Raw genomic sequence first — 14,992 nt, forward strand, 5'->3', positions numbered from 1 at the left:
CAATCGGCGCCATGCCCCGCGCGCCGCGGCTCCACACCCCAGGATTTCGCCCACCCAGCGCCCCCCGGCCGGTGGACGCGAAGCCTGCGCGGCACCCGCCGACCGCGCGCGACGGCCAGCCCACCCCTTTTCTGGAGATCCCTGTGCTGCCCGTCCACCCGAAAGCCCTTCTCGCGCTCGCTGATGGAACGGTCTTTGAAGGCATCTCCATCGGCGCCACCGGCCAGACGGTGGGCGAGGTGGTGTTCAACACCGCGATCACCGGCTACCAGGAGATCCTCACCGATCCCAGCTATTGCCGCCAGATCGTCACGCTGACCTATCCCCACATCGGCAACACCGGCGTCAATCGCGAAGACGTGGAAGCCACGCGTGTCCACGCCGCCGGCCTCATCATCAAGGACCTGCCGCTGCTGGCCTCCAACTTCCGTTGCGAGGAGACCCTGTCCGACTACCTGCGCCGCGAGAACACCGTGGCGATCGCCGACCTGGACACGCGCGCGCTCACGCGCCGCCTGCGCACCCACGGCGCGCAGAACGGCTGCATCGTGGCGCTGGCGGCGGGCGAGGCCCTCACCGACGCGCACCGCGCCGCCGCCATTGCCGCCGCGAAGGCCGCGCCCAACATGGCGGGGCAGGACCTGGCCAAGGTGGTGTCCGTCGACAAGCCCTACGCCTGGTCCGAGACCGAGTGGACGCTGGGCCAGGGCTACGGCGAACTCGGCCAAGCCGCCTTCCACGTCGTCGCCTACGACTTCGGCGTCAAGCACAACATCCTGCGCATGCTGGCCTCGCGCGGCTGCCGCGTGACCGTGGTGCCCGCGCAAACGCCCGCGGCCGAGGTCTTCAAGCTCCAGCCCGACGGCGTGTTCCTCTCCAACGGCCCCGGCGACCCGGAGCCCTGCGACTACGCCATCGCCGCCGCGCGCGAGATCATCGAGGCCGGTATGCCCACCTTCGGCATCTGCCTGGGCCACCAGATCATGGCCCTGGCCAGCGGCGCCAAGACCTTCAAGATGAAGTTCGGCCACCATGGCGCGAACCACCCGGTGAAAGACCTGGACGACGGCCGCGTGTCCATCACCAGCCAGAACCACGGCTTCGCCGTCGACGAGAAGACCCTGCCCGCCAACCTGCGCCCCACGCACGTGAGCCTGTTCGACGGCACGCTGCAGGGCCTGGCCCGCACCGACCAGCCGGCCTTCTGCTTCCAGGGCCACCCCGAGGCCTCGCCCGGTCCGCACGACATCGGCTACCTGTTCGACCGCTTCGTCGCGCTCATGAAGGAGCGCGCGGCGGTCGCCGCCTGAGAAGGCCCGAATGAAGCTGTTCAGCTTTCCCGCGGCTGCCATCGAGAAGGCCATCGCCAAGCGCCAGCTCACGCTGCCGCCACCGCACAAGGAGTGGTTCGCGCAGCGCTGGGCGCAGAAGCCCTACCGCAAGGCCTTTCTCGACCAGAAGGCCGTGCCGCTGGTGACGCTGCTGGCCAAATGCAAGACGTGGGACGACGAGACCTTCAACAGCGAAATGGCCGCGTGGGACGCGCGCTTCCACGAGGCCGAGGCCGAGGTCCTGCGCCCCCTGGTGCAGGGTGACGGCCTGTTGCAGCTGATGCAGAAGGCCATCCCCGCCGAGCGCGCGCAGGCGCTGCTGAACAAACTAGACCAACGCGCGGACCAATAACCCGCGAGCGACACAAGATGCCCAAGAGAACAGACATCCAGACCGTGCTGATCATCGGCGCCGGTCCCATCATCATCGGCCAGGCCTGCGAGTTCGATTACTCCGGCGTGCAGGCCTGCAAGGCCCTGCGTGAAGAGGGCTACCGCGTGGTGCTGATCAACAGCAACCCCGCCACCATCATGACCGACCCGGCCACGGCCGACGTCACCTACATCGAGCCCATCACCTGGCAGACGGTCGAGAAGATCATCGCCAAGGAGCGCCCCAAGACGGCCGGCGGCTTCGCCATCCTGCCCACCATGGGCGGCCAGACCGCGCTCAACTGCGCGCTGGACCTCTGGCGCCACGGGGTGCTGGCCAAGTACGGCGTCGAACTGATCGGCGCCACGCCCGAAGCCATCGACAAGGCCGAGGACCGCCTGAAGTTCAAGGACGCGATGACGCGCATCGGCCTGGGCTCGGCGCGCTCGGGCATCGCCCACACGCTGGAAGAGGCCTGGGGCGTGCAGAAGACCGTGGGCTTCCCGGTCGTCATCCGCCCCAGCTTCACGCTGGGTGGCACGGGCGGCGGCATCGCCTACAACCCCGAAGAGTTCGAGACCATCTGCAAGCGCGGCATCGAGGCATCGCCCACCAACGAGCTGCTGATCGAAGAGTCGCTGCTCGGCTGGAAAGAGTACGAGATGGAGGTCGTGCGCGACAAGGCCGACAACTGCATCATCGTCTGCTCGATCGAGAACCTGGACCCGATGGGCGTGCACACCGGCGACTCCATCACCGTGGCGCCCGCTCAGACGCTGACCGACAAGGAGTACCAGATCCTGCGCAACGCCTCGCTGGCGGTGCTGCGCGAGATCGGCGTGGACACCGGTGGCTCCAACGTGCAGTTCTCGATCAACCCGAAAGACGGTCGCATGGTCGTCATCGAGATGAACCCGCGCGTCTCGCGTTCCTCCGCGCTGGCTTCCAAGGCCACGGGCTTTCCCATCGCCAAGGTCGCGGCCAAGCTGGCCGTGGGCTACACGCTCGACGAGCTGCGCAACGAGATCACCGGCGGCGCCACGCCCGCGAGCTTCGAGCCCTCGATCGACTACGTGGTCACCAAGATCCCGCGCTTTGCCTTCGAGAAGTTCAAGGACGCCGACGACCGCCTGACCACGCAGATGAAGTCCGTGGGCGAGGTCATGGCCATGGGCCGCACCTTCCAGGAAAGCTTCCAGAAGGCCCTGCGCGGCCTGGAGGTCGGTGTCGACGGCATGAACGAGAAGACGCAGGACCGCGAGACGCTCGAGAAGGAACTCGGCGAGCCCGGCCCCGAGCGCATCTGGTACGTGGGCGACGCCTTCGCCGCCGGCTGGACGGTCGACGAGGTGCACCAGTTCACCAAGATCGACAAGTGGTTCCTCGTGCAGATCGAGGAGATCGTCAAGCTCGAACTCGCCATGGACGCGCTGACCGCGCAGAAGGGCGAGGGCGCGCTGGCCTCGCTGGACGTGGCCACGCTGCGGGGCCTGAAGAAGAAGGGCTTCTCCGATCGCCGCCTGGCCAAGCTGCTCAAGACCAGCGACACCGCCGTGCGCGCGCGCCGCCGCGAGCTGGGCGTGCGCCCGGTCTACAAGCGCGTGGACACCTGCGCCGCCGAATTCGCCACCACCACGGCCTACCTGTACTCCACCTACGAAGGCCATGGCCAGGCCGAGTGCGAGGCCGAACCCACCGGCAACAAGAAGATCATGGTGCTGGGCGGCGGTCCGAACCGCATCGGCCAGGGCATCGAGTTCGACTACTGCTGCGTGCATGCCGCGCTCGCCATGCGCGAGGACGGCTACGAGACCATCATGGTCAACTGCAACCCCGAGACCGTGTCGACCGACTACGACACCAGCGACCGCCTCTACTTCGAGCCGCTCACGCTGGAAGACGTGCTGGAGATCGTCGACAAGGAAAAGCCGGCCGGCGTGATCGTGCAGTACGGCGGCCAGACGCCGCTCAAGCTCGCGCTGGGCCTGGAGGCCGCGGGCGTGCCCATCATCGGCACCTCGCCCGACATGATCGACGCCGCCGAAGACCGCGAGCGCTTCCAGAAGCTGCTGCACGAGCTCAAGCTGCGCCAGCCGCCCAACGCCACCGCGCGCACCGAGACCGAGGCGCTCGAGAAGGCCGCCGCGCTGGGTTACCCGCTGGTGGTGCGCCCGAGCTATGTGCTCGGCGGCCGCGCCATGGAAATCGTGCACGAGCAGCGCGACCTCGAGCGCTACATGCGCGAGGCCGTGAAGGTCAGCAACGACTCCCCGGTGCTGCTCGACCGCTTCCTCAACGACGCCATCGAATGCGACGTGGACGCGGTGCGCGACGCCACCGGCCGCGTGTTCATCGGCGGCGTGATGGAGCACATCGAACAGGCCGGCGTGCACAGCGGAGACTCCGCCTGCTCGCTGCCGCCGTACTACCTGAGCAAGGCCACGGTGGACGAGCTCAAGCGCCAGACCGCGGCCATGGCCCAGGGCCTGAACGTGGTGGGTCTGATGAACGTGCAGTTTGCGATCCAGGAAATCGAAGAGGGTGGCCAGAAGAAGGACGTGATCTACGTGCTGGAAGTGAACCCGCGCGCCTCGCGCACGGTGCCCTTCGTCTCCAAGGCCACGGGCATCCAGCTGGCCAAGGTGGCCGCGCGTTGCATGGCCGGCCAGTCGCTCGACTCGCAGGGCATCGGTGAAGAGGTGGAGCCGCCGTACTTCAGCGTGAAGGAGGCGGTGTTCCCCTTCGTCAAGTTCCCGGGCGTGGACACCATCCTCGGCCCGGAGATGAAGTCCACCGGCGAGGTCATGGGCGTGGGCAAAACCTTTGGCGAAGCCTTCGTGAAGAGCCAGATCGGCGCGGGCACCAGGCTGCCCACGGCGGGCAAGGCCTTCCTGACGGTGAAAAACAGCGACAAGCCGCGCGCCGTGGATGTGGCGCGCCAGCTCGTGGAGCTGGGCTTCGAACTGATCGCCACGCGCGGCACGGCGGCGGCCATCGAGGCCGCCGGCCTGGCGGTGCAGACGGTCAACAAGGTCACCGAAGGCCGCCCGCACATCGTGGACATGATCAAGAACGGCGACATCGCGCTGGTGATCAACACGGTGGAAGAGCGCCGCAACGCCATCGCCGACTCGCGCGCGATCCGCACCTCGGCGCTGCTGGCCCGCGTGACGACCTTCACCACCATCGCGGGCGCCGAGGCGGCCGTCGAGGGCATGAAGTTCCTGAGCAGCCTGGACGTGATTTCCGTGCAGGACATGCACGCGCAACTGGTGTAACACCCCCGCCGCACTTCGCGCGACCCCCAAGGGGGCGGCACCTGCGGCCTGATGAAGCCAGTGACCGTATGTCCTCGGCGCGGTGGTCGTGCAGGCAGGCCGTCTTCTTGCTCACCTTGGTGGGGCTCGCCGCTGCGGGTTTGCGCCAAGGCCGGGCCCGCGCCAAAGGCCTACAGTGCGGGCCATGCCAGCCGCCGCACCCGTTTCCCCCAGCGCCAGCGCCCGGCGCTGGAGCACCGAGGCCGTGCCGCCCGAGCGGCGGCTCGACTATTGGGTCGGCGCCATCTGTGAAGCCTTCCTGGAGATGGACTGCAGCTCGCGCGAGGCGCGGCACTTCGACGGCCGGCTGGTGAGCGTGGCCTCGGGCGCCTTGTCCTTCAACCAGGTCGAGGCCAGCACGCAAGATGTCTACCGAACGCGCGCGGCCATCGCGCGCGGCGCGCAGCAGCCCTTCTACCTGATCACGCACCGCCGCACGCCGTGGCACGTGGTGCAGGGCGGCCAGCGCGTGGGCCTGCGCCCCGGCGATGCGGTGCTGGTCGATTCGGCGCGCACCTACGAGCTGCACTACCCCCGTGCGGTGGAGGTGGTGTCCATCCAGTTGCCGCGTGCCTGGGTGGGGCAATGGCTGCGGCAGCTCGACCATCCCGTGGCGCGCGTGGCCTGGCGCGACCGGGGCTGGGGCCAGGCGCTGTCGGCCTGGAGCCTGCAGTTCGCGCACGAGCCCGAGCTGGCCTCGCTGGTGCCCGAGCACCTGCTGGCCGATCAGCTCGGCGCGATGCTGTCGGCCGCGCTGGAGCCCGCGGTGGCGCCCACGCATGCGGGCCGTGATCTGGCCGTGCGCGCCGAGGCGCTGATGCGCGATCGCCTGGACACCGCCGGCCTGCAAGCGAGCGACGTGGCGCTGGCGCTGGGCGTGTCGCTGCGCACCCTGCACCGCGCCTTCGCGGCGTGCAGCGCCACGTTCGCCGACACCCTGCGCGGCCTGCGCCTGCGGCGCGCCGCCGAGCTGCTGGCCCAGCCCCGATTGGCGGGCGTGAGCGTGGCGGAGATCGGCCGGCGCTGCGGCTACGCCGACGCCTCTCACTTTGTGCGCGAGTTCCAGCGCCGGCACGCGCAGACCCCGGCGCGCTGGCGCCGCGACCGGCTCGCCCACTGAAGTCCGCATGCCGCGTGGCACGCGCAGGCCATCGGCGTGGCGCGCACAGGCCATCGCGTCAAGCGCGCCACGCCTACGCTGCGCGCAGCGCTCGGCGGATCGGGCGCCTTCCTTCAGGAGACCTGCATGGCCGATACCTATGTCCTCGTTCACGGTGCCTGGCACACCGGTGAACTTTTCCAACCTGTGGCCCAGGCCTTGCGCGAGCGCGGGCATGTGGTGCACACGCCCACGCTCGCGGGCAATCGCCCCGGCGACGACCGCGCCACCAGCGGCCTCACCGAAGCCGCCGACTCGCTCGCCGCCTACCTTGAGCAGCACGACCTGAACAACGTGCGCCTGGTGGGCCACAGCTACGGCGGCATGGTCATCAGCCAGGTCGCGGCGCGGCTGCCGCAGCGCATCGCGCGGCTGGTGTACTGGGTGGCCTTCGTGCCGCTGGACGGCGAATGCCTGAACGACATGGTGCCGCCCCACTACAAGGCGCTGTTCGATCAGATCGCCGCCGCCAACCACAACGCCGTGATGCTGCCGTTCCCCATTTGGCGCGAGGCCTTCATCAACGACGCCGACGCCGCGCTGGCGCGGAGCACCTACGACCAGCTCAACCCCCAGCCCTACCGCACCTTCACCGAACCCGCGCGCCTGGGCACGCAGCTGGCCGCGCTGCCCATGGGCAAGAGCTACCTGCTGTGCACCGACGACACCGCCATGCCGCACAGCCTGCCGTGGCACCCGCGCCTGTCGGAACGGCTGGGCCTGTACCGCCTGGTGTCCACGCCCGGCAGCCACGAGCTGTGCTTCACCAACCCGGTCCTGCTGGCCGAAAAGATCGAGCAGGCCGGGCGGGATTGACCCCCGTGCCGGTCGCGGCATAATGCTTTTCACGACACCGCCGAGCGGCAACGCCCGGCGGTTTGCTTTTGTGGAGAGAAAGATATGGCCACCATCCCCATCACCAAGCGCGGCGCCGAAAAGCTCAAGGAAGAGCTGCACCGCCTCAAGACCGTCGACCGCCCCGCGGTCATCAACGCCATCGCCGAGGCACGCGCCCAGGGCGACCTGAGCGAGAACGCCGAGTACGACGCCGCCAAGGACCGCCAGGGCTTCATCGAAGGCCGCATCGCCGAGATCGAGGGCAAGCTGTCGACGGCGCAGATCATCGACCCCTCGGCCCTGAACGCGGGCGGCAAGGTGGTGTTCGGCGCCACCGTGGAACTCGAAGACGAGGACAGCGGCTCGGCCGTCACTTACCAGATCGTGGGCGAGGACGAGGCCGACCTGAAGGAAGGCTTGATCAACATCGGCAGCCCGATCGCGCGCGCGCTGATCGGCAAGGAAGAGGGCGACACCGCCGAGGTGCAGGCACCCGGCGGCTTGCGCCGCTACGAAATCGTGGCCGTGCGCTACGCCTGAGCGCGCGGACCATGCGCCTGCAACGCCCCGCGCTGATGCTGGCCGCCCTCTGGTGGGGCGGCATCACGGCCTTGAGCTTTCTGGCCGTGCCCACGCTGTTCGCTTCGTTGGGCAACCCGGCTGTGGCCGGGCCGGTGGCGGCGAAGCTGTTCTCGTTGCAATGCCAGGCGGGCCTGGTCATCGGCCTGGTGCTGCTGATCCTGGTGCGCCAGGGGGGGCCGTCGCCGATGGCCCGCACCGCGCTGGCCCTGATCTGCGTGGCCATGGCCCTGGCCGTGCTGCAGGAGTACGGGGTGGCGCAGAAGATCGTGAGCGCGCGCGCCAGCGGCGGCGACCTCAAGCTCTGGCACGGCGTGGGCAGCGCGCTGGTGTTGGGCCAGTGGCTGTGCAGCGGCGCCCTGCTGTGGTGCCTGGGCCGGCCCCGGCCCGTCGGGGGCGATCAGCCGGCCTGAACGCCGGCCTGGCGCTCGGCCGAGTCGAGCGTGTTCACCATCAGCATGGTGATGGTCATGGGCCCGACGCCACCGGGCACGGGCGTGATCCAGCCGGCCACGTCCTTGACCCCGTCGAAGTCCACGTCGCCGCAGAGCTTGCCGGCCTCGTTGCGGTTCATGCCCACGTCGATCACCACGGCGCCCGGCTTGACCATGTCGGCCGTGAGCACATTGCGCTTGCCCACGGCGGCCACCACCACGTCGGCCTGGCGCGTGAAGGCCGCCAGGTCCTTCGTGCCGCTGTGGCAGACGGTGACGGTGGCGTTGGCCTGCAGCAGCATCAGCGCCATGGGCTTGCCCACGATGTTGCTGCGCCCGATCACCACCGCGTGCTTGCCGCGCAGCTCGTAGCCGATGTGCTCCAGCATCTTCATGCAGCCATGCGGCGTGCAGGGCCAGAAACCGGGCAGGCCGGTCATCAGCGCGCCGGCGCTGGCCACGTGAAAACCGTCCACGTCCTTGGCGGGGGAGATGGCCTCGATCACCTTCTGCGCGTCGATGTGCGCGGGCAGCGGCAGTTGCACCAGGATGCCGTGGATGGTGGGGTCGTTGTTCATCGCCTGCACGCGCGCCAGCAGCTCGGCCTCGCTCAGCGTGGCAGGCCAGGTTTCCAGCACCGAGTGCATGCCGGTGTCCTCGCAGGCCTTGACCTTGTTGCGCACGTAGACCTGCGAGGCCGGGTTGTCGCCGACCAGGATGACGGCCAGGCCGGGCGTGAGGCCGCGGTTGCGCAGGGCCTGCACGCGTTGCGCCACGTCGGCGCGGAGTTGGCGGGAGAGGGCGTTGCCGTCGATGAGCTGGGCGGTCATGGCTGCAAGAGAGTGAAGGCTGGGAAAACGAAACGCCCGCCAAGGTGGCGGGCGTTGGTGGGAGGCTGTGGGGTCAGGCTTTCGCGGGCGTCTGGCCCAGGGCGATCTTGAGCAGGTCGGCCACCGTGTTGGCGCCGAGCTTTTCCATGATGTTGGCGCGGTGCGCCTCCACCGTCTTGATGCTGATGCCCAGGTCGTCGGCGATCTGCTTGTTCAGGCGGCCGGCGACGATGCGCTCGAGCACCTGCGATTCGCGGCCGGTGAGCTTGGAGAGCAGGGCGTCGCGGCTGGCGGCCTGCTGATGGGTGGTGAAGGCCTCGCGCGCGTGTTCCAGCATGCGCTCGACCAGGGCCACCAGCTGGTCTTCCTTGAAGGGCTTCTGGATGAAGTCCAGCGCGCCCTTTTTCATGGATTCGACCGCCATGGGCACGTCGCCGTGGCCGGTGATGAAGACGATGGGCAAGGGGGACTGGCGCTCGACCAGGCGGTCCTGCAGCTCCATGCCGGTCATGCCGCCCATGCGGATGTCGGCGATGAGGCAGGCCACTTCGCGGGCGTCGTACCGGGAGAGGAAGGCCTCCGCCGATTCAAAACAGCGAACCCGGAAGTCCTTGCCCTCGAGCAGCCACTGGAGGGAATCGCGCACGGCCTCGTCGTCATCGACGACATAGACGGTGCCCTTTTTGGGGATCAGGCTCATCTCGCTCTCTCGGTGTCCGTCAGTGGTTCGTTGGCGGCAGTGTCCGACGAACCCTGGGGTTGAAGTCGCGGCGCGACGGGGATCCAGAAGCTGAAACAGCACCCCGTCACCTCGGTGCCATTGTAGAGGTTCTCCATCCGCATCCGGCCGTGGTGCGACTCGACGATGCTGCGGCACAGCTTGAGGCCGATGCCCATGCCCTCGCTCTTGGTGCTGTAGAAGGCCTCGTAGATGCGCTCGATCATTTCGTCGGGCACGCCTTTGCCCGAGTCGCGCACCTCGAACTCGACCACGCCCTCGCCGTCGAGCTGGCGCGGCGCCACGCGCAGTTCGACCAGGCGTTCGCCCAGCGGGCGGCCCGCCTGCACGATGGACTCGCCCGCGTTCTTGAGCAGGTTGATGAGCACCTGCTCGATCAGGATCGGGTCCACCATCAGCGCCGGCAGGCGCGCGGCCACGTAGGGCGTGAGCCGCACCTGCTGGCGGCGCAGCTCGATGTCGGCCAGCTCGATGGCGTTGTTCACCATCTGGGCCACGTCCGACAGCGTGGGGTTGGGCTCGCTGCGTTTCACGAAGGCGCGGATGCGCTGGATGATCTGGCCCGCGCGTTGGGCCTGGCGCGCGGTCTTGTCCAGCGCCACCAGCATTTCCTCGGGTGAGATGCGCTGCTCCTGCAGGCGCGAAATGATGCCGGTGCAATAGTTGCTGATGGCGGTGAGCGGCTGGTTCAGCTCGTGCGCCACGCTGGAGGCCATCTCGCCCATGGTGATGAGGCGGCTGGCGGTCTGGGCACGCTCGGTCTGGCGCGCGGCCTGTTCCTCGGCGGCGCGCCGCGGCGTGATGTCGCTGGCGATCACCATCTGCGCCAGGCGCCCGTCCACCCAGGTGAGGTAGCGCGTGCGCACCTCCAGCCAGCGGTCGAGTTCCTGCACGAAGACCTCGGCGTTCTCCACGCCGGCGTCGGTGAGCGTGCCGGTGGGCATGCCGGCGAAGGCATCGACCGGGTCGGCGTCGTCCATGCTGGGCTGGGGCTGGTTGCCCGCCAGGTCCACCAGGTGGCGGTGGCCCTGGCCGCGCGTGCCGAACCACAGCCGGTACATCTTGTTGGCGAACAGCAGCTCCTCGCTGCCCAGCGGCGCCACGGACACGGCCGAGTCCAGCGACTCCAGCACGGTGGTGAAACGCTCGTAGGAGGCCGACAGCTCCTCGCGGATGCGCTTGGGCTCGGTGATGTCGGTCATGGAGGTCATCCAGCCGGTCTGGTGTCCCTTCGGGTCGATCAGCGGCGAGACGTACATGCGCGCGTCGAACACCGTGCCGTTGCGCCGGCGCACGCGCACCTCGAAGCCGCCGGGCGTGGAGCGGCCGTTGAGCTCGTCTTCCAGTCGCGCGTGCAACAGCTCGTGGTCCTCCTCGGGCCAATAGGGAAAGGGCGCGGTGCGGCCCACCAGCTCGGCCTCGGTCCAGCCCGTCATGGAGCAGAACGCGGGGTTGACGTAGGTGATGCGGCCCTGCATGTCCAGCGCGCGCATGCCGGTGAGCATGGAGTTCTCCATGGCGCGGCGGAAATTGGTCTCGGCCACCAGGGCCTGCTGGGCCTGCACGCGCCGGCGCGTGTGGCGCCAGGTGCCGATCAGCATCCACACCGTGAGCGCCGACAGCGCGCCGATGACCCCGACAAAGCCCGAACCCACGATGTCCTGCGAGGTGCGGTAGCCCTGGGCCTTGAGGATCAGGCCGTTGCCCACGGGCGAGACCGGCACCTCGTGCTCCAGCGAGGGCGTGGACCAGGGCAGGAAGGACAGCACCGGCTCGGCCGTTTGCAGGCTGCCGGCCAGCACGGTGCCGCTGTCGTCCAGCAGGGCCACGGCGTAGCGCGCCATGATCTCCGGCGGCATGCCGAAGCGCATCAGGCCGTCCACGGAGTACTCGCCCATCACCGTGCCGGCGAAGCGGCCCTGTTCGGACAGCGGCACGTGCAGCATCAGGCGCGCGCTGCGCGGGTCGTTGTCGGCGAGCGGGCGCGAGTAGATCGGTTGGCGCAGGTCGCGCGCGAGGTCGAAGCTGCCGTCGGTCTCGGACGGCGAGAGCGAGCTGCCCACGCTGCGCATGAGTGCGACGGGCGCACTGGGCGAGGTGTAGCCCGACAAGACGCGGCGGCGGCTGTCCACCCAGGTGATGGCCAGCAGCTCGGGAAACTGGCTCACCAGGGTCTCGGCCTGGAAGGCGAACTCCTCCGTGTCCAGCGCCTGGTTGTCGATCTCGCGGGCCAGGCGCATCAATTGCTCCTGGCGTTCCAGCAGCCGCAGCCGCAGGCGCTGCTGGGCGTACTCGACGTCGCGCGTGACGGCCTCGCGCTCGCGGTCGATCTCCTCGAAGCGCAGGTAGGCGATGGCCACCACGATGGCGGCCAGGAACAGCAGCACCGCCAGCAGCGGGCCGAGCGTGGCGAAGCGGTCCTGCCGCGACGGTGGCAGCCGGCGCCACCAGCGTTTCCACCACGGCGGGGTGGTGGCAGGGGGGGTATGTGACATGGCCGCAGGAGTCTACGTGAGAGGAAATGGTGTCATGGCCGGTCCCCGTCTTGAATTTCATATAAAGAAATCAATAGGCGCATATTGAAATGCCCGGGCCGCTGTGGAAGAATTCGAGACTTCACCGAACGGGCTCCTTAAGCTCGCCTTCACACATCAGGAGACAGCGATGTCAGCGAACGACACGAACAGCGGCGCGGGCGCCGTGGACCACGACGTCCAGGAGACGCGGGAATGGATGGAGGCGCTGGCCGCCGTCATCGAGAAAGAAGGCCCCGAGCGCGCGCACTTCCTGTTGGAACAGCTCCTCGAAGAGGCCCGCCAGCACAGTGTGAACATGCCGTTCTCGGCCACCACGGGCTACGTCAACACCATCGAGCCCGGTGAAGAGGCCCGCAACCCGGGCAACCTGGAGCTTGAAGGCCGGCTGCGCGCCTACATGCGCTGGAACGCCATGGCCATGGTCGTGAAGGCCAACCGCCTGGACCCGGCCGACGGTGGCGACCTGGGTGGCCACATCAGCTCTTTCCAGTCGCTCGCGCACATGTTCGCGGTCGGCTTCAACCACTTCTGGCACGCCGACGACACCGACAACGGCGGCAAGCACGGCGGCGATCTGCTCTACATCCAGGGCCACAGCGCGCCCGGCATCTACGCCCGCGCCTTCATGGAAGGCCGCCTGAGCGAGGAGCACCTGCTCAATTTCCGCCAGGAGGTGGACGGCAAGGGTCTGTCCAGCTACCCGCACCCCAAGCTCATGCCCGGGTTCTGGCAGTTCCCCACCGTGTCCATGGGACTGGGGCCGCTCATGGCGATCTACCAGGCGCGTTTCCTCAAGTACCTGCACGCGCGCGGCATCGCCGACACCTCCCAGCGCAAGGTCTGGGTGTTCTGTGGCGACGGCGAGATGGACGAGCCCGAGAGCCTGGGCGCCATCGGCCTGGCGGCGCGCGAAAAGCTCGACAACCTGGTCTTCGTCGTCAACTGCAACCTGCAGCGCCTGGACGGCCCGGTGCGCGGCAACGGCAAGATCATCCAGGAGCTGGAAGGCGAGTTCCGCGGCTCGGGCTGGAACGTCATCAAGCTGCTGTGGGGCAGCGAGTGGGACGCCCTGCTGGCGCGCGACAAGGACGGCGCGCTGCGCAAGGTCATGATGGACACGCTGGACGGCGACTACCAGGCCTTCAAGGCCAACGACGGCGCCTTCGTGCGCAAGAACTTCTTCGGCCGCGACCCGCGCACGCTGGAGCTGGTGTCCAAGATGAGCGACGACGACATCTGGGCGCTGCGCCGCGGCGGCCACGATGCCCAGAAGGTGTACGCCGCCTTCCACCGCGCCTTCCACCACGAGGGCCAGCCCACGGTGCTGCTGGTCAAGACGGTCAAGGGCTATGGCATGGGCAAGGCCGGCGAGGGCAAGAACACCGCCCACCAGACCAAGAAGCTGTCGGACGATGACATCCGCTACATGCGCGACCGCTTCAACATCCCGATCCCGGACAGCGAGCTGCCCAAGATCCCGTTCTACAAGCCGGCCGATGACACGCCGGAGATGAAGTACCTGCACGACCGCCGCAAGGCCCTGGGCGGCTACCTGCCGCACCGCCGCGCCAAGAGCAGCGAGAGCTTCACCGTGCCGGCGCTGGAGACCTTCAAGGCGGTGCTGGAGCCCACGGCCGAAGGCCGCGAGATCAGCACCACCCAGGCCTATGTGCGTTTTCTGACGCAGCTGCTGCGCGACCAGGCCCTGGGCCCGCGCGTGGTGCCCATCCTCGTGGACGAGGCGCGCACCTTCGGCATGGAGGGCCTGTTCCGCCAGATCGGCATCTACAACCCCAAGGGCCAGCTGTACACCCCGGTCGACAAAGACCAGGTCATGTACTACAAGGAAGACAAGGCCGGCCAGATCCTGCAGGAAGGCATCAACGAAGCCGGCGGCATGGCCAGCTGGATCGCCGCGGCCACCTCGTACTCGACGAACAACCGCATCATGGTGCCGTTCTACGTGTACTACTCGATGTTCGGTTTCCAGCGCATCGGCGACCTGGCCTGGGCGGCGGGCGACATGCAGGCGCGCGGCTTCCTGCTGGGTGGCACCTCGGGGCGCACCACGCTCAACGGCGAGGGCCTGCAGCACGAGGATGGCCACAGCCACATCATGGCGGGCACCATTCCCAACTGCGTGAGCTACGACCCGACCTTCGCGCACGAGGTGGCGGTGATCATGCACCACGGTCTCAAGCGCATGGTGGAGCGCCAGGAAAACGTCTTCTATTACCTGACGCTGCTCAACGAGAACTACCCCATGCCCGGCCTGCAGCCTGGCACCGAGGAGCAGATCATCAAGGGCATGTACCTGTGCAAGCAGGCGCCCGCGCTCAAGAAGGACGCGCCCACGGTGCAGTTGCTGGGCAGCGGCACCATCCTGCGCGAGGCGTTCGCCGCGCAGGAGCTGCTGGAGAAGGACTGGGGCGTGGCCGCCGGCATCTGGAGCTGCCCGAGCTTCAACGAGCTGACGCGCGACGGCCAGGACGTGGAGCGCTGGAACCTGCTGCACCCCACCGAGAAGCCGCGCACGGCCTTCGTGACCGAGCAGCTCGCCAAGACCACGGGCCCGGTGATTGCCTCCACCGACTACATGAAGAACTACGCGGAGCAGATCCGTCCCTTCGTGCCCAAGGACCGCACCTACAAGGTGCTGGGCACCGACGGCTTCGGCCGCAGCGACTTCCGCAGCAAGCTGCGCGAGCACTTCGAGGTCAACCGCCACTACATCGTGCTGGCCGCGCTGAAGGCGCTGGCCGACGAGGGCAAGCTGCCGGCGGCCAAGGTGGCCGAGGCGATCAAGAAGTACGGCATCAAGGCCGACAAGATCAACCCGCTCCACGCCTGAGCACC

General features: G+C 68.4%; 11 protein-coding genes. 8 read left to right on the forward strand and 3 right to left on the reverse strand.

Annotated features, from left to right (window positions below; all coding sequences use genetic code 11):
• The first annotated feature begins 143 nt into the window (after positions 1 to 143).
• The 7 genes from carA (at position 144) to DY262_RS00750 (ending at position 8,009) form a co-directional block, all read left to right on the forward strand.
• The gene (gene carA, locus DY262_RS00720; RefSeq protein WP_116957092.1) at positions 144 to 1,310 is read left to right on the forward strand and encodes a glutamine-hydrolyzing carbamoyl-phosphate synthase small subunit; all 1,167 of its coding nucleotides are present in this window, start codon (positions 144 to 146) and stop codon (positions 1,308 to 1,310) included.
• Between the two features lie 10 nt (positions 1,311 to 1,320).
• Positions 1,321 to 1,683: a hypothetical protein gene (locus DY262_RS00725; RefSeq protein ID WP_116957093.1), complete on the forward strand. Its 363-nt coding sequence runs from the start codon at positions 1,321 to 1,323 to the stop codon at positions 1,681 to 1,683.
• Between the two features lie 17 nt (positions 1,684 to 1,700).
• Complete coding sequence (carB, locus tag DY262_RS00730) at positions 1,701 to 4,982, forward strand: carbamoyl-phosphate synthase large subunit (protein WP_116957094.1); 3,282 nt, start codon at positions 1,701 to 1,703, stop codon at positions 4,980 to 4,982.
• Between the two features lie 184 nt (positions 4,983 to 5,166).
• Entirely contained in the window at positions 5,167 to 6,141 is a 975-nt protein-coding gene (locus tag DY262_RS00735; protein WP_116957095.1) for a helix-turn-helix domain-containing protein, read from the forward strand.
• A 126-nt stretch (positions 6,142 to 6,267) separates the two neighbouring features.
• A complete protein-coding gene (locus tag DY262_RS00740) occupies positions 6,268 to 6,996 on the forward strand; it encodes an alpha/beta hydrolase (protein ID WP_116957096.1) in 729 nt (242 codons plus the stop codon).
• An 84-nt stretch (positions 6,997 to 7,080) separates the two neighbouring features.
• Positions 7,081 to 7,557: a transcription elongation factor GreA gene (gene greA / locus DY262_RS00745; protein WP_116957097.1), complete on the forward strand. Its 477-nt coding sequence runs from the start codon at positions 7,081 to 7,083 to the stop codon at positions 7,555 to 7,557.
• A gap of 11 nt (positions 7,558 to 7,568) precedes the next feature.
• Positions 7,569 to 8,009, forward strand: a complete 441-nt coding sequence (locus tag DY262_RS00750; RefSeq protein WP_116957098.1) for a DUF4149 domain-containing protein — start codon at positions 7,569 to 7,571, stop codon at positions 8,007 to 8,009.
• Here the strand turns inward: DY262_RS00750 and folD are convergent.
• From folD to DY262_RS00765, 3 genes are all read right to left on the reverse strand, one after another.
• A complete protein-coding gene (gene folD, locus DY262_RS00755) occupies positions 7,997 to 8,860 on the reverse strand; it encodes a bifunctional methylenetetrahydrofolate dehydrogenase/methenyltetrahydrofolate cyclohydrolase FolD (RefSeq protein ID WP_116957099.1) in 864 nt (287 codons plus the stop codon). The two genes, DY262_RS00750 and folD, sit on opposite strands and share 13 nt — an antisense overlap.
• Positions 8,861 to 8,933: 73 nt before the next feature.
• Entirely contained in the window at positions 8,934 to 9,560 is a 627-nt protein-coding gene (locus DY262_RS00760; RefSeq protein ID WP_070400015.1) for a response regulator transcription factor, read from the reverse strand.
• Positions 9,557 to 12,094, reverse strand: a complete 2,538-nt coding sequence (locus DY262_RS00765; RefSeq protein ID WP_116957100.1) for a PAS domain-containing sensor histidine kinase — start codon at positions 12,092 to 12,094, stop codon at positions 9,557 to 9,559. Before DY262_RS00765 ends, DY262_RS00760 begins: the two co-directional genes overlap by 4 nt.
• A gap of 169 nt (positions 12,095 to 12,263) precedes the next feature.
• Between DY262_RS00765 and aceE the strand changes: the two genes are divergently transcribed.
• On the forward strand, positions 12,264 to 14,987 hold the full coding sequence (aceE, locus tag DY262_RS00770) for a pyruvate dehydrogenase (acetyl-transferring), homodimeric type (RefSeq protein WP_116957101.1): 2,724 nt from the start codon (positions 12,264 to 12,266) through the stop codon (positions 14,985 to 14,987).
• The last annotated feature ends 5 nt before the right edge of the window (positions 14,988 to 14,992 follow it).

This window comes from Hydrogenophaga borbori, from assembly GCF_003417535.1.
Classification (GTDB): domain Bacteria; phylum Pseudomonadota; class Gammaproteobacteria; order Burkholderiales; family Burkholderiaceae_C; genus Hydrogenophaga; species Hydrogenophaga borbori.

Excerpts from the sequence above, each read along its gene's own strand:
- DY262_RS00750 (WP_116957098.1), top strand. The coding sequence starts at position 7,569 with ATGCGCCTGCAACGCCCCGCGCTGATGCTGGCCGCCCTCTGGTGGGGC.
- DY262_RS00735 (WP_116957095.1), top strand. The coding sequence starts at position 5,167 with ATGCCAGCCGCCGCACCCGTTTCCCCCAGCGCCAGCGCCCGGCGCTGG.
- DY262_RS00740 (WP_116957096.1), top strand. The coding sequence starts at position 6,268 with ATGGCCGATACCTATGTCCTCGTTCACGGTGCCTGGCACACCGGTGAA.
- DY262_RS00725 (WP_116957093.1), top strand. The coding sequence starts at position 1,321 with ATGAAGCTGTTCAGCTTTCCCGCGGCTGCCATCGAGAAGGCCATCGCC.
- folD (WP_116957099.1), bottom strand. The coding sequence starts at position 8,860 with ATGACCGCCCAGCTCATCGACGGCAACGCCCTCTCCCGCCAACTCCGC.
- DY262_RS00760 (WP_070400015.1), bottom strand. The coding sequence starts at position 9,560 with ATGAGCCTGATCCCCAAAAAGGGCACCGTCTATGTCGTCGATGACGAC.
- DY262_RS00765 (WP_116957100.1), bottom strand. The coding sequence starts at position 12,094 with ATGTCACATACCCCCCCTGCCACCACCCCGCCGTGGTGGAAACGCTGG.
- aceE (WP_116957101.1), top strand. The coding sequence starts at position 12,264 with ATGTCAGCGAACGACACGAACAGCGGCGCGGGCGCCGTGGACCACGAC.
- greA (WP_116957097.1), top strand. The coding sequence starts at position 7,081 with ATGGCCACCATCCCCATCACCAAGCGCGGCGCCGAAAAGCTCAAGGAA.
- carB (WP_116957094.1), top strand. The coding sequence starts at position 1,701 with ATGCCCAAGAGAACAGACATCCAGACCGTGCTGATCATCGGCGCCGGT.